17 protein-coding genes and 1 tRNA gene are annotated in these 18,143 nt (G+C 65.6%); 7 read left to right on the top strand and 11 right to left on the bottom strand.

Going from position 1 to position 18,143, the window contains the following annotated elements; translation table 11 throughout:
* Nucleotides 1-92: 92 nt before the first annotated feature.
* Nucleotides 93-1,430 (top strand): DUF4214 domain-containing protein, encoded by a 1,338-nt coding sequence (locus PSEK12I1_RS0105300; protein WP_027600882.1) that lies wholly within the window; start codon nucleotides 93-95, stop codon nucleotides 1,428-1,430.
* A gap of 33 nt (nucleotides 1,431-1,463) precedes the next feature.
* Here the strand turns inward: PSEK12I1_RS0105300 and PSEK12I1_RS0105295 are convergent, their stop codons facing one another.
* On the bottom strand, nucleotides 1,464-2,624 hold the full coding sequence (locus tag PSEK12I1_RS0105295; RefSeq protein ID WP_231500978.1) for a PQQ-dependent sugar dehydrogenase: 1,161 nt from the start codon (nucleotides 2,622-2,624) through the stop codon (nucleotides 1,464-1,466).
* 27 nt (nucleotides 2,625-2,651) lie between these two features.
* Here PSEK12I1_RS0105295 and PSEK12I1_RS0105290 point away from each other — a divergent pair, with 27 nt between their 5' ends.
* The gene (locus tag PSEK12I1_RS0105290) at nucleotides 2,652-3,122 is read left to right on the top strand and encodes a hypothetical protein (RefSeq protein ID WP_037006736.1); all 471 of its coding nucleotides are present in this window, start codon (nucleotides 2,652-2,654) and stop codon (nucleotides 3,120-3,122) included.
* A 10-nt stretch (nucleotides 3,123-3,132) separates the two neighbouring features.
* Here the strand turns inward: PSEK12I1_RS0105290 and sugE are convergent, their stop codons facing one another.
* The 4 genes from sugE to PSEK12I1_RS0105270 form a co-directional block, all read right to left on the bottom strand.
* Nucleotides 3,133-3,450 carry a quaternary ammonium compound efflux SMR transporter SugE gene (sugE, locus tag PSEK12I1_RS0105285; protein ID WP_007160753.1) on the bottom strand — a complete coding sequence of 106 codons (318 nt, stop codon included), beginning with the start codon at nucleotides 3,448-3,450 and terminating at the stop codon, nucleotides 3,133-3,135.
* 177 nt (nucleotides 3,451-3,627) lie between these two features.
* Nucleotides 3,628-4,014 carry a hypothetical protein gene (locus PSEK12I1_RS0105280; protein WP_007160754.1) on the bottom strand — a complete coding sequence of 129 codons (387 nt, stop codon included), beginning with the start codon at nucleotides 4,012-4,014 and terminating at the stop codon, nucleotides 3,628-3,630.
* 103 nt (nucleotides 4,015-4,117) lie between these two features.
* Nucleotides 4,118-4,387: a hypothetical protein gene (locus PSEK12I1_RS0105275; RefSeq protein ID WP_231500979.1), complete on the bottom strand. Its 270-nt coding sequence runs from the start codon at nucleotides 4,385-4,387 to the stop codon at nucleotides 4,118-4,120.
* Between the two features lie 215 nt (nucleotides 4,388-4,602).
* Nucleotides 4,603-4,679: transfer RNA gene (locus PSEK12I1_RS0105270), tRNA-Arg, on the bottom strand.
* 342 nt (nucleotides 4,680-5,021) lie between these two features.
* Here PSEK12I1_RS0105270 and gabD point away from each other — a divergent pair.
* From gabD to PSEK12I1_RS0105255, 3 genes are all read left to right on the top strand, one after another.
* Nucleotides 5,022-6,470 (top strand): NADP-dependent succinate-semialdehyde dehydrogenase, encoded by a 1,449-nt coding sequence (gabD, locus tag PSEK12I1_RS0105265; protein ID WP_027600878.1) that lies wholly within the window; start codon nucleotides 5,022-5,024, stop codon nucleotides 6,468-6,470.
* A gap of 224 nt (nucleotides 6,471-6,694) precedes the next feature.
* Nucleotides 6,695-7,975, top strand: coding sequence for a 4-aminobutyrate--2-oxoglutarate transaminase (gene gabT / locus PSEK12I1_RS0105260; RefSeq protein ID WP_027600877.1), 1,281 nt, complete (start codon nucleotides 6,695-6,697; stop codon nucleotides 7,973-7,975).
* Nucleotides 7,976-8,088: 113 nt separating this feature from the next.
* A complete protein-coding gene (locus tag PSEK12I1_RS0105255) occupies nucleotides 8,089-9,285 on the top strand; it encodes an HDOD domain-containing protein (protein ID WP_027600876.1) in 1,197 nt (398 codons plus the stop codon).
* Here PSEK12I1_RS0105255 and PSEK12I1_RS0105250 read toward each other — a convergent pair.
* The 6 genes from PSEK12I1_RS0105250 to oscA all read right to left on the bottom strand — a co-directional run bounded on the left by PSEK12I1_RS0105250 (nucleotide 9,282) and on the right by oscA (nucleotide 15,010).
* On the bottom strand, nucleotides 9,282-10,718 hold the full coding sequence (locus tag PSEK12I1_RS0105250) for a methyl-accepting chemotaxis protein (protein WP_231500983.1): 1,437 nt from the start codon (nucleotides 10,716-10,718) through the stop codon (nucleotides 9,282-9,284). The genes PSEK12I1_RS0105255 and PSEK12I1_RS0105250 overlap by 4 nt on opposite strands.
* 256 nt (nucleotides 10,719-10,974) lie before the next feature.
* The gene (locus PSEK12I1_RS0105245; protein ID WP_027600150.1) at nucleotides 10,975-11,943 is read right to left on the bottom strand and encodes a sulfate/molybdate ABC transporter ATP-binding protein; all 969 of its coding nucleotides are present in this window, start codon (nucleotides 11,941-11,943) and stop codon (nucleotides 10,975-10,977) included.
* Nucleotides 11,944-11,949: 6 nt separating this feature from the next.
* Complete coding sequence (gene cysW / locus PSEK12I1_RS0105240) at nucleotides 11,950-12,816, bottom strand: sulfate ABC transporter permease subunit CysW (protein WP_027600151.1); 867 nt, start codon at nucleotides 12,814-12,816, stop codon at nucleotides 11,950-11,952.
* A 10-nt stretch (nucleotides 12,817-12,826) separates the two neighbouring features.
* Nucleotides 12,827-13,639, bottom strand: a complete 813-nt coding sequence (gene cysT / locus PSEK12I1_RS0105235) for a sulfate ABC transporter permease subunit CysT (protein ID WP_027600152.1) — start codon at nucleotides 13,637-13,639, stop codon at nucleotides 12,827-12,829.
* A gap of 106 nt (nucleotides 13,640-13,745) precedes the next feature.
* Nucleotides 13,746-14,747, bottom strand: coding sequence for a sulfate ABC transporter substrate-binding protein (locus PSEK12I1_RS0105230; protein WP_027600874.1), 1,002 nt, complete (start codon nucleotides 14,745-14,747; stop codon nucleotides 13,746-13,748).
* Between the two features lie 77 nt (nucleotides 14,748-14,824).
* Entirely contained in the window at nucleotides 14,825-15,010 is a 186-nt protein-coding gene (gene oscA, locus PSEK12I1_RS0105225; RefSeq protein ID WP_027600154.1) for a sulfur starvation response protein OscA, read from the bottom strand.
* A 250-nt stretch (nucleotides 15,011-15,260) separates the two neighbouring features.
* On the opposite strand from oscA, the gene desA reads away from it, so the two are divergent.
* Both desA and PSEK12I1_RS0105215 read left to right on the top strand, forming a co-directional pair.
* The gene (gene desA, locus PSEK12I1_RS0105220; RefSeq protein WP_027600155.1) at nucleotides 15,261-16,454 is read left to right on the top strand and encodes a delta-9 fatty acid desaturase DesA; all 1,194 of its coding nucleotides are present in this window, start codon (nucleotides 15,261-15,263) and stop codon (nucleotides 16,452-16,454) included.
* Between the two features lie 113 nt (nucleotides 16,455-16,567).
* On the top strand, nucleotides 16,568-17,545 hold the full coding sequence (locus PSEK12I1_RS0105215) for a sensor domain-containing diguanylate cyclase (protein ID WP_027600873.1): 978 nt from the start codon (nucleotides 16,568-16,570) through the stop codon (nucleotides 17,543-17,545).
* The last annotated feature ends 598 nt before the right edge of the window (nucleotides 17,546-18,143 follow it).

The raw sequence follows: 18,143 nt of genomic DNA, 5'->3' as shown, positions 1-18,143 counted from the left end.
GGAATCCGGACACAGGTCGGCATCCTCTTCCACCACCTTCTATAAGCCAGGGATCCGGCCACAGCGGGTGGCCGCTTCAAGGAGGAGAGACCATGGTCGTGGACAATGCAGCATGGGTAAACGCCTGTTACTGGGCCGTGCTGGGCCGCGCCCCGGATGCGGAAGGCTTTCGCTTCTGGGTCGCCAAGCTGGACGATGGCCTGGGCAACGCCCAACTGGTTCGCCTGTTCCTCAACGGCGCCGAGCGCCTGCAGGCGCAACCCGCCGACGAGAGCGCCAGCGCCTTCATCGACGGCTGCTATGGCGATCTGCTCGGCCGCAGCGCCGATGCCGGTGGCAAGGCCTTCTGGCTGGGCCGGCTGGAGACGCTCGGCAGCACCCACCAGGATGCCCGCGCCGCGGTCATCGTCGAGATGATCGACTACCTCGGCCGCCCGGATGGCCAGAGCGCCGATCAGCAGCTGTTCCAGACGCGCCTCGCGCAATGGGAGCCGCTCACCCTGGGCCTCGCCCTGCACGAGGACACCGGGGTGTCGGCCACCGATGGCATCACCCGCAATGGCCAGGTGGACGTGACCTTGCCGGATGAGGTGACGGCCTGGAGTTACAGCCTGGATGGCGGGCAGAGCTGGACCGCCGCGAGCGCCGGCAGCCATACCCTGCAACTGGTCGCGGGCTACTACCAGGCGGATCAGCTGCAGGTCAGCTATCGGGAAGACGGTGGCACCATGCGGACCCTTACTAATGAAACACCCTGGCAGGTCGACAATCAGGGGGCCGCGCTCTATCTGCTCAGCACTCATGGCCCTACCACCGAGAATCTGTTGCGATTCCACTTCTACATCGACAACGACGTAGAGCAATGGCGCAGTTCCAGCGATGGCGGCCAGACCTGGCAGCAGGGGGAGGGACGCTGGCCTGCACCTAAGCTGGAGCCGGGCTTCTATGCGCAGGGCTCGATCCAGGTTGAGACCACCGATACGGCCGGAAACGTCCTGGTGACGACCCTGCCGCGTGACCTCGAGGTGCTACCTGCCGACTTCACTCCACCGCTACTGACAGGTATCGATCAGCATTCCTACTACAGCCCTGGTGCTGAAAATCACATCAACCTGTTTTTCGACAGCTCCATTTATCGCGGCACCCGGGATCTTTACTCGGAAGCCTATCCGATACCGGTGAACGTGGACCCGACGGTACTGGAGAAAGCCTTTGTGCTCGATGTCACCACCGGCGCGAAGATCGGCTTCGAGTTGGTCACCACGGTGAGACACCTGACCAGCCAGCTGGACATTCGCCTGGCGAGTGATTTGGTAGAAGGACATCAATACAGCGTCTACCTGCCCGAAGCCTTCGTCTACGACGCCTACAACAACCCCAGCGACGAACTGACCCTGCTGGGTGCCAGCAACACCTTCGTCGCGGCCTGATCAGGCCATTGGGGTCTCTCGCAGTGGCCCCTCCTACCCCGGCACCACCCGCAACAGCTGACCGTCCTCACCATCGGTGAGCAGCCAGAGATTGCCGTCCGGTCCGCTGCGCACGTCGCGCAGACGCTGGTCCAGTTCCTGGAACAGGAGCTCCTGCTGGCCGGGCACGCCGTTCACCAGCGGTATTCGCCGCACCGATTTTTCCCGCAGCGCCGCCACGAACAAGCTGCCGCGCCAGGCGGGAAAGCCCTGGCCGTCGTACCAGGTCATGCCGGCCGGTGCGATGGAGGGGGTCCACTCCAGCAGCGGTGGGGTGATGCCCGGCAACTCCCGAAAGGGCGAGATGCGCGCGCCGGTGTAGTCCACGCCGCCGGTGGTCAGCGGCCAGCCATAGTTGGCACCGCTGCGGATCAGATTGAGTTCGTCGCCGCCCTTGGAGCCGTGCTCGTGCTCGTACAGCGCCTGGCGCTCGGCCACCCAGACCAGGCCCTGGGGATTGCGATGGCCCAGGCTGTAGATCTCCGGCAGGGCGCCGGGTCGCTTGATGAAGGGATTGTCCGCCGGCACCTGGCCGTCGCGGGTGATGCGCACGATCTTGCCCAGATGGGTATCCAGTCGCTGGGCGTCGGTACGTTCCACGTTGCCATCACCCAGGGCGATGGCCAGGGTGCCGTCGCCGAGCAAGGCCATCCGCGCCCCGAAGTGCTGACCGAAGGCCTTGGCCGGCTGACTGGTGAACAACGGCTGGACGTCCTGCAGGCGTTCGCCCTCCAGCCGCGCGCGTACCACCCTCAAGTGATTGGCCTGGGGCGTACCTGTCGCATAGGAGAGATAGATCAGCTGGTTACGCGCGAAGTCCGGATCCGGCAGCACCTCGAACAGTCCGGCCTGGCCTTCGGTGTAGAGGTCCGGCAGTCCGGTGATGGCTTGCGCCTGCAGCCCGAGGCGACCTGCGCCGTCCGGGACCAGCAGCCGCAAGCGCCCGGCGCCCTCGGTCAGGAGCGCCCGGCCATCGGGCAGGAAGGCCAGCGACCAGGGCCGGTCCAGTCCGGTCGCCACCGTCTCGATCCGATAGGCCGGCGCCGCCAAGGCCAGCGGAACCGCCAGCAGGGCCAGCCAGGCCAGCCAGGCCCAGCGGCCGGAAGCTTTAGGTAACGCTTGAGGTCTACTCCGGGTACCCGCTTTCGCTAGCATCTGCCTCTCTCCAAGGGATCTTCCGACATGCCTAAACCGCTCTGGCGCGCCCTGTTGCAACCGCGCACCCTGCTGGCGTTCGCCGCGGCCCTGCTGCTGGCCACCACCTGGGGCAGCCTGGTGCAGACCCAGTACAACCTGGCGGCCCTCCAGGGACTCGGCCAGCCGATCGACCTGCCCACGCGCTGGCGGACCTCGCTGGCGGATCTGCTGGGCTTCGGACCCGTCTATGCCGCGATCGTGCTCGCCGCTTGGTTACCAGCCTTTGCCGCGGCCCTCTGGCTGGGGCGTCACGGCGGTGCCTATCGCGCCTGCCTGCTGCCGCTGGCCAGCAGCCTCAGCCTGATCGCTGCCATCCGCCTGATCGACGCCTTCGCGCCCATGCCCGTGCTCATCTATGCGACGCGCACCCTGGAGGGGCTGCTGGCGATGGCCGTGGGTGGATTGCTTGGCGGGCTGCTGTTCATCTGGCTGGCGCGCTCGGTGGTCCCGCGCTAGGGGAGGGCGCTTAGGACGAGGTCAGCTTCATCAGCACTAGCCCGCTGACGATCAGCGCGGCGGCCAGGATGCGCAGCGGACTCGCCGCCTCGCCAAGCACCAGAATGCCCACCATGAAGGCGCCGACCGCGCCAATACCGGTCCAGATCGTATAGGCGGTGCCCAGCGGCAGGCTGCGCATTGAGATCGACAGCAGCGCCACGCTGGCCACCATGGCGACCCCGGTGATCAGCGTGGGCGTGAGACGGGTGAAGCCCGCGGACTGCTTCATATAGAACGCCCAGACCACCTCGAGCAGTCCCGCGCACACCAGATAGAACCAAGCCAACGACGGCCTCCTGTAAAACCGGGCCGTCCCGGAACGCTGCCCACCAATCGCCGGGGTCGTCCCCGGGGGCCAAGAGAGAAGGGCGGCAGGCTGCTCCACCGCCTGATCGGCTCTACTATCCTAGCCGTTCATGGCCGCGCCGTTCGACCCGGCCTGGCAGTCGCTACCCATCACCCGCTAGCGCGGCTGGCAGATCTGCATGGCGATCCCGTCGAATTCCCGGTCGAAGCTGGCGCGTTCGGCCGCGCTGAGAAAGCCTTGCTGCCCGACCAGGGCATCGGTCTGGCTGCGCACCGCGGCGATGCGCTCGCTGAAGGCTGTCGCCTGTTCCTGACTGATCCGCTGCGCCTTGCGCGCCGTGCTCACATCCGCCAGCAGCACATTGGCGCGCATGGATACATGCGCCTGCCGCGGATCGGTGATGGCGCCGCCCAGCTCACCCGGGAGTTCACGCTGCTGCTGCAGATTGCAGCTGGGCAAGCCAAGATCGTCGCGCGGTCGTTGTTCCTTGGTACAGGCGCCCAGGGCGAGCGGCAGCAGCAACAGGGGAATCAGGGATTTCATCCAGGTCTCCTCGGGGTGGCCATGGTGGAGACCTTGAGAGCCCGGGACGGGCGCTTCGTTCAAGAATGGCTCTGCGCCGGGCCTTGGCAAACGCCTTGAAGCCCTAGTCGTCCAGCCGCGCCTGCCGTTCCAGCGCCGCCAGCTGCAGCCGCGCGCCGTCGGCCACCGGCCCTCTGCCAACCGCGCTGCTCTGCAGCAGCGACAGGTTGAGGGCGTGCGCCGCAGCCTCTATCCCCGGACGCAGGGCATGGCCGGCCTGGGCCAGGGCGATGTCTTCGGTCAGGAGCGGAGCGGCGAGAAAGAGGGTGACCGAGCCGGTCAGGAGGTATCTCATGAGGCGTCCTTGCAGGGTGATCACCAGGGGTATCGGCATCCGGCCGGCCTGTTGGAGCGGGTCTAGAGGTCAGAGCTTAGAGCAGAATCGCGTTAGCGCCAGGGATAATGGTCAGATAATTCACGCCGGTGATCTGGCGATCGCCTTTTACAGAACGTTTTGAGCGTCTCGGAACGGCTTGAGCGACAGCCATAAACAACAAAGCCCGCGCGATGGCGGGCTTTGCTGAGGTTCACGCGACGGTGAACGGGAGATGGCGCACTCGGCGGGATTCGAACCCACGACCCCTGCCTTCGGAGGGCAGTACTCTATCCAGCTGAGCTACGAGTGCAGCGATTCGGTGACGCTGAATCGGTCGCCATCATACTCACCTTGCCCTCGACCGTCCATGCCCGGATGCACGATGTTGTTGATTTTGAACGACTGTTTCGCGGGGCTTGGCAAGGGCTGCATAAACAAGGAGGAAGTCCGCGCGAAAACCGCTCCGGCGCTCTTGCGCGGGGGTTCAATATTCTCCTAGGATGCGTTCAATATTTCGAACGCCCAGGGCGGTTCGGACGTTGCTCGAGCGGGCACTGAACGGTGGCGATGCCAGCGTTTCCAGGCCTGACCCTATCGCAGGCGCAGGGGTGTCATGCCCTTGCTTCCGGCCCTTTCAGCCAAGGAGACCGTAATGCAGCTCAAAGACGCTTCCCTGTTTCGCCAGCAAGCCTATGTCGACGGCGCCTGGATCGACGCCGACAGCGGTGCCACCGTCAGCGTGGACAACCCGGCCACCGGCGAGACCCTGGGCACCATTCCCAAGCTTGGTCGCGCCGAGACCAAGCGCGCCATCGACGCCGCCAACCGCGCCCTGCCGGCCTGGCGGGCGCTGACCGCCAAGGAGCGTTCGGCCAAGCTGCGTCGCTGGTACGAGCTGATGATCGAGAACCAGGACGACCTGGGCCGGCTGATGACCCTGGAGCAGGGCAAGCCGCTGGCCGAGGCCAAGGGCGAGATCGCTTATGCCGCCTCCTTCATCGAGTGGTTCGCCGAGGAAGCCAAGCGCATCTATGGCGACACCATCCCCGGCCACCAGGCTGACAAGCGCATCCTGGTGATCAAGCAGCCCATCGGTGTCACCGCCGCCATCACGCCGTGGAACTTCCCCACCGCGATGATCACTCGCAAGGCCGGTCCGGCCCTGGCCGCCGGTTGCACCATGGTGATCAAGCCCGCCAGCCAGACCCCCTATTCGGCCCTGGCCCTGGTCGAGCTGGCCGAGCGCGCCGGCATTCCCAAGGGCGTGCTGAGCGTGGTCACCGGCTCCGCCACCGAGATCGGCGCCGAGCTGACCGAAAGCCCCATCGTGCGCAAGATCTCCTTTACCGGCTCCACCGAGATCGGTGCCAAGCTGATGGAGCAGAGCGCGCCCACCATCAAGAAGCTGTCGCTGGAGCTGGGCGGCAACGCGCCCTTCATCGTCTTCGACGACGCCGACCTGGACAAGGCCGTGGAAGGCGCCATTGCCTCCAAGTACCGCAACGCCGGCCAGACCTGCGTCTGCGTCAACCGCCTCTATATTCAAGATGGTGTCTACGACGCCTTCGCCGAGAAGTTCAAGGCCGCCGTGGCCAAGCTCAAGGTCGGCAACGGCCTGGAAGAGGGCGTGACCATCGGCCCGCTGATCGACGCCAAGGCCGCGGCCAAGGTCAAGGAGCACATCGACGACGCCGTGAGCCAGGGCGCCAAGGTCATCGCCGGGGGCAAGGCCCACGCCAACGGTGGCAGCTACTTCGAGCCGACCATCCTCGCCGACGTGCCCAAGAGCGCCAAGGTGTCCAAGGAAGAGACCTTCGGCCCGCTGGCGCCGCTGTTCCGCTTCAAGGACGAGGCCGAGGTCATCGAACTGGCCAACGACACCGAGTTCGGCCTGGCCTCCTACTTCTATGCCCGCGACCTGTCCCGCGTGTTCCGCGTGGCCGAGGCGCTGGAGTACGGCATGGTCGGCATCAACACCGGCCTGATCTCCAACGAAGTCGCCCCCTTCGGTGGCGTCAAGGCCTCGGGCCTGGGCCGCGAAGGCTCCAAGTACGGCATCGAGGAATACCTGGAGATCAAGTACCTCTGCCTGGGCGTCTGATCGCCCTCGTTGGGCTTCGCTGCGCTCAACCCAACCTACCAGCACCCGTAGGTTGGGTTGAGACGGCTCTATCGTCGAAGCCCGACAGACCCTCAGCCTGACCCAAAGCTTTCCCCCGGCGCGGACGCCGGGCCGTTGGCAGTCGATCATCGTATGCTGCCCGGAATCCGGTCCGCGCCTTTCCCGTAGCCGGCCGCCACGATGAGCGGCCATCGAGGACTGCAATGAGCCACACCAATGATTCCCTGATGCACCGCCGCAGCGCCGCCGTCGCCCGTGGCGTCGGCCAGACCCACCCGATCTTCGTCGCCCGCGCGGAGAACGCCAAGGTCTGGGACGTCGAGGGCAACGAATTCCTGGACTTCGCCGGCGGCATCGCCGTGCTCAACACCGGCCACCTGCATCCGCGCGTAGTGGCGGCCGTGCAGGAACAGCTGACCAAGGTCTCCCACACCTGCTTCCAGGTGCTGGCCTACGAGCCCTATGTCGAGGTCTGCGAAAAGCTCAACGAACTGGTGCCGGGCAACTTCCCGAAAAAGACCGCGCTGTTCAACTCCGGCTCCGAAGCCGTGGAGAACGCGGTCAAGATCGCCCGCGCCGCCACCCAGCGTGCCGGCGTCATCGCCTTCTCCAGCGCCTACCACGGTCGCACCATGATGACCCTGTCGCTGACCGGCAAGGTCGCGCCCTATTCGGCCGGCATGGGCCTGATGCCCGGCGGCGTCTATCGCGCGCTCTACCCCTGCGAACTGCATGGCATCAGCGTCGATGACGCCATCGCCAGCGTCGAGCGCATCTTCAAGAACGATGCCGCCCCCGGCGACATCGCCGCCATCATCCTCGAGCCGGTGCAGGGCGAGGGCGGCTTCTATGCCGCGCCCAAGGCATTCATGCAGCGCCTGCGCACCCTGTGCGACACCCACGGCATCCTGCTGATCGCCGATGAAGTCCAGTCCGGTGCCGGCCGGACCGGCACCTTCTTCGCCATGGAGCAGATGGGCGTCGACGCCGACCTGGTGACCTTCGCCAAGTCCATCGCCGGCGGCTTCCCGCTGTCGGGCGTGACCGGTCGCGCCACGGTGATGGATGCCGTCACCCCCGGCGGCCTGGGTGGCACCTACGCCGGCAGCCCCATCGCCTGCGCCGCAGCCCTGGCGGTGATCGAGACCTTCAAGGAAGAGAACCTGCTGGATCGCTCCAAGGCCGTGGGCGAGCGCCTCACCGCCGGTCTGCGCGAACTGGCCGCCCAGCACGCGCAGATCTGCGACGTCCGTGGCCTGGGCGCCATGATCGCCATGGAGCTGGGCAAGGGCGGCGACATCGAGCAGCCCGATGCCGAGCTGACCAGTCAGATCGTGGTCCGGGCGCGTCAGAAGGGCCTGATCCTGCTCAGCTGCGGCAGCTACGGCAACGTGCTGCGCATCCTGGTGCCCCTGACCGCCAGCGACGAAGAGCTGGATCGCGGCTTGGCCATTATCGGCGAGTGTTTTGCCGAATTGGCCTGAGTCCTGCCTAAACCGCCCTCCTGGAGGGCGGTTTTTTTGTGACACGCTTGGCACAAACCTCGCTTTGCCGCATCATCCGCCGCTTCGCTTTCCTCAAGCAGGAGTGGGTTGGGATGCCGCCCCTGATACTCATCGTAGACGCCAATCCCTGGACCCGTGACCTGCTCAAGTCGCTGGTGCTGGCCGTGCGTGCCGATGCCCTGGTGCATGAATACGGCCATGGCTATCAGGCCCTCGCCGAACTGGATCAGCGCAAGAGATGCGCCCTGATCATCGTCGAGCGACCGGCCGATTGCGACGGCCTCGACCTGTTGCGGCGCATTCGCCAGCGCGGCGCCCAGCCGCTGCAGCCGGTGATCCTGTTGTCCGACCATTCCGATGCCGCCTATGTGCGCGCCGCCCTGCGTCTGGCACCAACGGCCTATCTGGTCAAACCCTATGCGGCGGAAGAGGTGTTGCGCCGCCTGCACAGTCTGTTGCCGCCGGCCGGAGACGCCTCTCAGGCAGCCAGTGCCCCGGCGTTGGGCTCCCTGGACGATCATTTGCAGCGCATGGCCGCCGAAATCGACGCCGTGCCGCTGTTCGCCGACCTGCCCGCCATCATCCAGCGCTGCCGCGAGAGCGAGAGCTGCAGCTTGGGCGAACTGGAAACCGAATTCGGCCAGGATCCGCTGGTCACGGCGACCCTGATCGCCGCGGCCAACAGCGCCTCCCAGCGCGTCGGCCAGTCCTGCCAGACCCTCGGCCAGGCCCTGCCGCGGCTGGGCGTCGGCTTCACCCTCAATCTGGTCCTGGGCCTGAGCCTGCGGCGGGCAACCCGCCTGGCCGAGCCGCTGTTGGCCGGACGCGCCGAAGGCTATCTGCACCTGGCTCAGCGCGCTGCTGACTGCGCCCGGCTGCTGGCGCTGCGCTATGTGCGCGAAGACGCCGAACGCTGCTATACCGCCGGCCTGCTGCATCGCCTGGGTGAGCTGGCCGTGCTGCAGGGCGTGCAGCGCTGGTGCGACGGCGGTGGTGCCCTCGACGAAGCCGCGCTGGAGCGCGCGCTGCTGAGCTACAGCCTGGAATTCTCCGCGGAACTGCAGCGACACTGGCGACTGCCGTTGGAGTTGCGCGAGCTGGTGGCCGCGGTGCACAGCCTGCAGGGCGTGTTGCCCAAGCCGTCGCTGATCCTGCACCTGGCGGCGCAGGCGGCGAATCCCGCCCCGGGCGAGTCCCTCGAAGCCCTGCTGGAGCACAAGGCCGGGCGCATGCTGGGGCTGGAGGCGGCGGTCTGGCAGCTGGCCGTCACCCAGCTCAAGCTAGGCTAGCGCGCGGTATCGGGGCGATAGCCCAGGCGCAGTCCACCCCAGTGGCGGCCATTCACCAGGATCGGCACCGAAAGGTCGTGCATCACCTCGCCGGTGTCTCTCATGTAGGTCTGCAACAGCAGGCGGCGCTGATGGCTGCCGCAGCGCTTGCCGGTGCGGTCGCTGAACAGGCGCTTGCTGCGACTGCGCGCGGTATCCACCGCCACGTCGCCGGTGGGCGCATGGGCGAAGGCGCGGTTGTGGGTGGGCACATAGCCTTCCGGGGTACAGGCGATGGCGAAGACCAGGCCGGGATGCTGGTCCAGCAGCGGCTCCTGGATCGCCGGTAGCACGCCATCGGTATAGCTGTCGAAACGGGTGCGGTACTTGGCCGGCTGACTGCCGGGCACCGGCTGGTACTGGCGGTCGAAGAGGGCATCCTGGGTGATGCGCCCGGCGGCCAGGTCTTCCTCGAAGCGCCGGCCGATGGCATCCGCGCCCTGGCGCGCCAGTTCGAAGATGCGCTGGTGATAGCTGTCCAGGCCGACCTCGGCCAGACGTTCGCTGCTGGCTTCGGCCATGTCCACCAGTTCGTCGGCGGCGCTGCTGAGCCGGCTGGTCTGGCGCTCGCTGTCGGCCAGATCGCTGTGCACCTGCTCCACCGCCTGGGCCAGGCTTTCCAGCTGGGCGAGATTGGCCGAGGTGCCCTGGGCGATGTCCGCGGCCTGGCGCTCGGCGGTCTGCGCCAGCTCGGCGATCTCCTGCAGGCCTTCGCCGGTACGTTCGACCTGGCGCACGCCGTCTTCCAGCGCCTGGGCCAGTTGCTGGATCTGCGCCACCACGGCGTCGGTCTGCTGGCTGATGTCGGCAACGATCAGCCCCACCTCGCCGGTCGCGCTGGAGGTCCGCGCCGCCAGGCCCCGGACCTCGTCGGCGACCACGGCAAAGCCGCGCCCGTGCTCGCCGGCCCGGGCGGCCTCGATGGCGGCATTGAGCGCCAGCAGGTTGGTCTGGCTGGCGATGCCCTGGATGACCTCGGTGACCTGCTGGATCTTGTCGGTGCGGGCACTCAGGCCGGCGATCAGTTCGCGGCTCTGGCGGGCGTGCTCGCTGAGGGCACGGATGGCGGCGATCGCCGTACTCAGGGCGTCCTGACCGGCCTCGCTGCGCTGGTGCACCTGCTGCGCCACCGCCAGGGCCTGGCGGGCGCTGGCGGCGCTGTCGTGCTCGGTCTGGGTGAGGGCTGAGGCACTGCTGGAAATCTGCGCGGCCGTGCTGGCCTGGGACTGGACCCGAGCCGCCAGCTGCTGGGCGGCAAAGGCCACGCCGGCGATGGCCACGGCGTTGCGCGCCGTGCTGCGCGAGAGATCGCCGGTCAGTTCATCGAAAGACTGGGTGGAAGCGGGTGGTGCCTCGGGCTTGCGCAGCAGCAACCAGGGCCAGAGGGCGGCCATCAGGACCAGCCCCATGCCAGTAACGGTGGATAGCGCCAGCCCCTGCCAGAGCAGCAAGGCCGCCACGAGGCTGGCCAGGTGAAGCGACAACACGACGGGCCAGCGCCTGGGCATGCGACCTCCTTGTTATTCTGCTCGATCGAGGACGAAGTGTGACGGCTGTCAGCTTCGTCGATCATGGAGCCGGCTTTCCGGAGGTTGCAACCGCTGTCTGGTCCCGGCGGCTACGACTTTGGTCTTAGCCGCCTGCGGCGGGTCAGGGCGTACGCGGCAGGAAATGCAGCGGCGCACCCCGTTGCAGCCCGGCCAGCACCGGGTGGTCCTTGACCAGTTCCACCTCGATCACCTCGCTCTGCTCCGGCACCCTCAGGGTGACCCGGGTGGTGGCGCCCAGCGGCCGGATGTCGCGCACTTCGGCGGCGTGGTAACCCGGTCGCGGCTCACGCTCCAGCTCCACCTCGTGCGGACGGAACAGCACTTCCTGCTCGCCCAAGGCCAAGCGGTTGGAGTCGCCGAGGAAGTGATAGACGAAGTCGCTCGCCGGCTGCTCGTAGACCTCGCCGGGCGAGCCGACCTGTTCGATCTGGCCCTTGTTCATCACCACGATGCGGTCGGCCACCTCCATGGCTTCTTCTTGGTCGTGGGTGACGAACACGGAGGTCAGGTGGATCTCCTCATGCAGCCGTGCCAGCCAGCGCCGCAGCTCCTTGCGCACCTTGGCATCCAGGGCACCGAAGGGTTCGTCGAGCAGCAGGATCTTGGGCTCCACCGCCAGGGCTCGGGCCAGGGCGATGCGCTGGCGCTGACCGCCGGAGAGTTGCTCGGGATAGCGATCGGCCAGCCAGTCGAGCTGCACCATGTTCAGCAGTTCGTGCACCTTGCTGGCGATCTGCGCCTCGCTCGGCCGCTCGCGGCGCGGCTTCATGCGCAGGCCGAAGGCCACGTTGTCGAACACCGTCATGTGGCGGAACAGCGCGTAGTGCTGGAAGACGAAGCCGACGTTGCGATCGCGCACGTCACGCCCGGAGACGTCTTCGCCATGGAAGCCGATGTTGCCGGTGTCCGGCGCTTCCAGGCCGGCGATGATGCGCAGTAGGGTGGTCTTGCCGCAGCCCGAGGGGCCGAGCAGGGCGACCAGCTCGCCACTCTCGATGTGCAGGTTGATGTCCTTGAGCGCCTGGAAGGCGCCAAACCTCTTGTTGATGCCCTGGATCTCGATACTCATGGCGCCTTATTCCTCGTCACGGTGCTGCAGTTGGCGGCTCAGGCGACTCTCGCTCCACTGCCGCAGCAGCAGGATCACCAGGGCCATCATCAGCAGCAGGATCGCCACGCTGAAGGCGGCGACGATGTTGTATTCGTTGTAGAGAATCTCGATGTGCAGCGGCAGGGTGTTGGTCAGGCCGCGGATATGGCCGGAGACCACCGACACCGCGCCGAACTCGCCCATGGCCCGGGCGGTACAGAGCACCACGCCATAGATCAGCGCCCATTTCACGTTGGGCAGGGTCACGTGCCAGAACAGTTGCCAGCCACTGGCGCCCAGCAGGCGCGCCGCCTCTTCCTCCTGGGTGCCCTGTTCCTGCATCAGCGGGATCAATTCGCGGGCCACATAGGGAAAGGTGACGAAGATGGTCGCCAGCACGATGCCCGGGACGGCAAAGACGATCTGCACATCGACGCTCTGCAGATAGGGGCCCAGCAGCCCCTGGGCGCCGAACAGCAGCACATAGATGAGACCGGCGATCACCGGCGAGACCGAGAAGGGCAGGTCGATCAGGGTGATCAGCAGACTCTTGCCGGTGAATTCGAACTTGGTGACGCACCAGGCCGCGGCCAGTCCGAAGGCCAGGTTGAGGGGCACCGAGATGGCGGTGGCGAACAGCGTCAGCTTGAGCGCCGAGATCGCATCCGGTTCGCTGATGGCGTCCCAGAAGGCCCCGATGCCGTTGGCCAGGCCCTGGCTCAGCACCATGTACAGCGGCAGCACCAGGACCAGCAGGAAGATCAGCCAGGCGCTGGCGATCAGCGCGATGGCCACCGGGGTGCGCTGCTTGTTGGCGCGCGCATCGGCCTTGGTGGAAGTCATGAGGCTCATGCGGACGTCCTTAGATGTTGGGCTGGATGCGGCGCTGCAGGATGTTGATCAGCAGCAGCATGACAAAGGACACCAGCAGCATGAACACGCCGATGCCGGTGGCGCCGGTGTAGTCGTACTGGTCCAGCTTGGAGACGATGAGCAGCGGCAGGATCTCGGTCTTGAACGGGATGTTGCCGGCGATGAACACCACCGAGCCGTACTCGCCCACGCCGCGGGCGAAGGCCAGGGCGAAGCCGGTCAGCCAGGCCGGCAGCAGGGTCGGCACCAGCACGTAGCGAAACACCTGCCAGGGGCGGGCGCCCAGGCAGGTGGCGGCTTCTTCGATCTCCTTGGGGATGTCCGCCAGCACCGGCTGCAGGGTGCGCACCACGAAGGGCAGGGTGACGAAGATCAGCGCCAGGGTGATGCCGATCGGGGTATAGGCGATCTTGAAGGGAAACAGCGAACCGATCAGGCCGTTGGGCGCATAGAGGGCCGTCAGGGCGATGCCGGCCACCGCGGTGGGCAGGGCGAAGGGCAGATCGACCATGGCATCGATCAGCTTGCGCCCGGGGAATTCGTAGCGCACCAGCACCCAGGCCAGCAGGGTGCCGAGGATGCCATTGACGAAGGCGGCGAGCAGGGCCGTGCCAAAGGACAGCTGCAAGGCGGCCAGCACCTGGCGCCCGGTGATCAGCGACCAGAACTGCCCGAGGGTCAGCTGGCTGGCATGGAGGAACATGGCGCCCAGCGGGATCAGCACGATCAGCGCGAGGTAGGTCAGGGAGAATCCCAGGGTCAACCCGAAGCCGGGTATGACCGGGGAGAGACGGCGAGACATGAGACGTCCTTCTGCAAGGCGCCCCGGCGATGCATTCGCCAGGGCGCAGAGGGGTGGAACGATACCTGTTCCGGGCCGGTCAGCGTGAGCCGTCCCGGCCAGGGCGCTATTTGTTGATGTCGGCGAAGATCTTGTCGAACACCCCGCCGTCGGCGAAGTACTTGGGCTGCGCCTCTTTCCAGCCGCCGAATTCCTGGTCGATGGTCACCAGCTTGACCGGCTTGAACTGATCCTTGAATTCCGCCGCCACCTTGGCATCGCGGGGACGATAGAAGTTCTGCGCGGCGATGCGCTGGCCCTCGGGGCTGTAGAGATACTGCAAATAGGCCTCGGCCTGCTTGCGGGTGCCCTTCTTGTCGACCACCTTGTCCACCACCGCCACCGGGGGCTCGGCCAGGATCGACAGCGACGGGGTGACGATCTCCAGCTGGTCGCCGCCTTCTTCCTTGAGCGACAGATAGGCTTCGTTCTCCCAGGCGATCAGCACGTCGCCCAGCTGACGCTGCACGAAGCTGATGGTGGCGCCGCGTGCGCCGGTATCCAGCACCGGGGCGTGGCGATAGAGCTCGGTGACGAACTTGAGCGCCTCGGCATCGCTGCCGTACTTGGCCTTGGCATAGGCCCAGGCGGCGAGGAAGTTCCAGCGGGCGCCGCCGGAGGTCTTGGGATTGGGGGTGATGACCTGGACGTCCTTCTTCACCAGGTCGTCCCAGTCCTTGATGCCCTTGGGATTACCCTTGCGCACCAGGAAAACGATGGTCGAGGTGTAGGGGGTGCTGTTGTCCGCCAGACGCTTCTGCCAGTTGGGGTCGACCAGCTGCTGGCGCAGGTTGAGGGCATCGATATCGCCGGATAGCGCCAGGGTCACCACATCCGCCTGCAGGCCATCGATCACCGAGCGCGCCTGCTTGCCGGAGCCGCCATGGGAATTCTTGATGGTCACGTCTTCGCCGGTCTCGGCCTTCCAGTGCTTGGCGAAGGCGGCGTTGTACTGCTGGTAGAGCTCGCGGGTCGGATCGTAGGACACGTTGAGCAATTCAACGGCGTGGACCTGGGTGGCGAACAGGGCACCGGCCAGCGCGGCCAGGGCGAAACGGCGAATCGACATGAAAAGGCTCCTTGACGTGAGAATGTCGGACACCGTCTGGCGGGCACCTTGCCCGCTCGTCCGCTGACCTCGAGAACTCAGTGCTTGTTGGTGTGGCCGCTCTGGGGCCGGAATTTTTCCTTGCGCTCGATCTGTACCACCTGCCCGTTGTGCACGGTGATCTCGATGGCGCCGAACCTGAGTCCGCGCAAAGCCTGCTGGATATCGCGGAGCAGTGCGGTTTCGTCCTGGTTTTCCAGGCTGCGGAACGGAACGGAGCTCATGGGATGGCGTCCTCGAGGGCAGAGATGGGCGAAGAGGTGGGCCATCTTAGGATGCCGATCTTTATTTCTTAAAATTGCTAATAATGCTTTGTTTATTCACTTTTAGAATTAGCAGTCTGTGAAGGACACGTTGTGTAGCAAAAGGGAGGGCTGGATTTATCGCCCGCCCCGGCAATAATGCGCGAACGCCTGTTCACTGAACTTTCCGTGACAGTTGCACTACACAACTCGCGCGAGGTCCTTTGCGTCCATGAGCTACAACGGCCTGCTCGACCTGTCGGTCTGGCAACTGGTGGTGGTCACCCTGCTGCTGACCCACCTGACCATTGTCAGTGTCACCGTCTACCTGCATCGCTACTCCGCCCACCGCTCGCTGGAGCTGCATCCCGCGCTCAAGCACGCCTTCCGCTTCTGGCTGTGGCTGACCACGGCAATGAACACCCGCGAGTGGACCGCCATCCACCGCAAGCACCACGCCAAGTGCGAAACCGAAGAGGACCCGCACAGTCCGGTGCACAAGGGCCTGGCCACCGTGGTCCGCCGCGGCGCCGAGCTGTACAAGGCCGAGGCCAACAATGCCGATACCCTGCGCATCTATGGCAAGAACTGTCCGGACGACTGGATCGAGCGCAAGCTCTATTCCAATCCGCGCACCCGCAATATGGGCGTGGTGCTGATGCTGCTGATCGACATCGCCCTGTTCGGCGCCCTGGGTCTCACCGTCTGGGCCGTGCAGATGGTCTGGATTCCCTTCTGGGCCGCGGGTGTGGTCAATGGCCTCGGCCATGCCGTGGGCTATCGCAACTTCGAGTGCCGCGACGCCGCCACCAACCTCATCCCCTGGGGCATCGTCATCGGTGGCGAAGAGCTGCACAACAATCACCACACCTATCCCAACTCGGCCAAGCTGTCGGTCAAGCGTTGGGAATTCGACATGGGCTGGGCCTGGATCAAGCTGTTCACCTGGCTGCGCCTGGCCAAGGTCAACCGCGTCGCCCCCATCGCCCATCGCATCGAAGGCAAGGGGCAGCTGGACATGGACACCGCCATGGCCATCCTCAACAACCGCTTCCAGATCATGGCCCAGTATCGCAAGCAGGTGATCGGCCCGCTGCTGCGGCAGGAGCGGGTCAGCGCCACGCCCTCCCAGCGTCCGCTGTTCCGCCGTGCCAGGGGGCTGCTGGCCCGCGAGACCAGCCTGCTCAAGGCCCGCCATCAGGTGCGCATCGACGAGCTGCTCGAACACAGCCAGGCGCTGAAGCTGATCTACGAAAAGCGCCTGGCGCTGCAGCAGATCTGGGCCCGGACGAGTGCCAATGGCCATGACATGCTGGCCGCGACCCGGCAGTGGATCGGCGAGGCCGAAGCCAGTGGTATCCAGTCCCTGCGCGAATTCGCCGAACAGCTGAAAACCTATTCCCTGCGGCCGGCCGGAACCGCCTGAGAAAGGCTTCACAAAAGCCCACCGAAGCCGTGGGCTGCCCTATGCGGGGATTGAACCAGGCTGGTTTCAGCTGTCTCTAACTCCCTCAGGACCCCGCGTAGGCGCATTTGTATATGGATGAACAACCCCCACTGTCTGCTCTTCCCACCCCGGAAGAGAATCTTCTGGCTCTCCTGCACTCGCGGGCCGAGGCAGATCGCCTGCGTGATCGTGAGCAGCTCTTCAGCGCCCTGCTGGAAAGCGTCAATGCCGTACTTTGGGCGCTGGACTGGCGCAACCGCCAGATCATCTATGTCAGCCCCGCCTACGAGCAGATCTTCGGTCGTTCCCAGTCGCTGGTCCTGAGCGACTACAGCACCTGGCTCAACAACATCTATCCCGACGACCTGGAATACGCTCAGCGCACCCTGGAACAGGTGATCGAGCAGGGTGCCGTGGAGTCGCGCGAGTACCGCATCATCCGCGCCGACGGCGAGATCCGCTGGCTCAGCGACAAGTGCTTTGTCAGCCAGCGCAGCGAAGCCGGCATGCCCCTGCTGGTGGTGGGCATCGCCGAAGACATCACCGACAAGAAACGCATGGAGGAAGAGCTGCAGCGGCTCGCCACCACCGATGTGCTGACGCGCAGCAGCAACCGCAGGCATTTCTTCGAAAGCGCCCAGCGCGCCTTCGAATTCGCCCAGAACGAAGGCGAGCCCCTGGCCTTCCTGCTGCTCGACATCGACGACTTCAAGAAGATCAACGACCGCTTCGGTCACCAGATGGGTGATCAAGTGTTACAGCGTGTTGCCGAATGCGGTGCCCAGACCACGCGCCGGGGCGATCTGTTCGGCCGTATCGGGGGCGAGGAATTCGCCCTGCTACTGCCGGGTTGCGACAGCGACCTGGCACTGCAGATCGGCGGACGCCTGCAACGGGCCGTGCGGCAACTGGCGGTGCCCACTGCCGAGGGGCCGCTGAAGGTCACCATCAGTCAGGGCGTCACCGTCCTGCGCGAGGGCGACGAGTCCCTCGACACCCTTTATGTCCGGGCTGACGAAGCCATGTACCGGGCCAAGCGCCAGGGCAAGGATCAGATCGTCCAGGGCTGAGGTCCCTTTGCCAGGCGGCCCGGCGATATCCCGGATGGCCTGGCCGCCGATTCAGCCGGCTGCGCGCGTCGCGTCTCCGCTGTCCTACCAGCCGGGCGGCTGCCCGGCCTCTCCAAAGTTCACGCGATCGTCTCCCTTCATTCGCCGATCTTTCGCTTCAGCGTGCCGCCATCGCCTGGCCTGCAGGCTGAAAAGCGTCACCGCGCCGATTGGAAAGACTTTTGTTGCAAAGCAGGTGGCGCCCAGTCAGCAACGAAGCGCTCGACTGCTGCGGAAATCGGCTGGCAGCTCAGTCGCAAAAAATTACAAGTCCTTGAAGAAGAACGGAAATTCATTTGAATTCAGGACTCGCGGGGCAAAAGTAGCTAGCTGGAAGGTTGCCGAATATCCCTCGAAACGCCCGCTCTAGAGCGTCACGGCGCTGGGTTGGGAAGGCTGGTTTCCCAGCAAAAGGCAAACCTTTCCCAGGGGGTGGGCAGCGCAGGTTCCCTCGAGTCATGACCGAACAGTCAGAGCGGAAGACCACAGGGCGGGTTTTCACCCAGGTATCGCTAGACGAAATGCTTTTTTGCAATTAGCTTTCGCAACGTGGAAGACG

The organism is Pseudomonas sp. MOIL14HWK12:I1 (assembly GCF_000510705.1).
Lineage (GTDB): Bacteria > Pseudomonadota > Gammaproteobacteria > Pseudomonadales > Pseudomonadaceae > Chryseomonas > Chryseomonas oryzihabitans.
The sequence above is the reverse complement of the archived record's forward strand: the minus strand, read 5'-3'. Positions and strand labels throughout refer to the sequence as shown.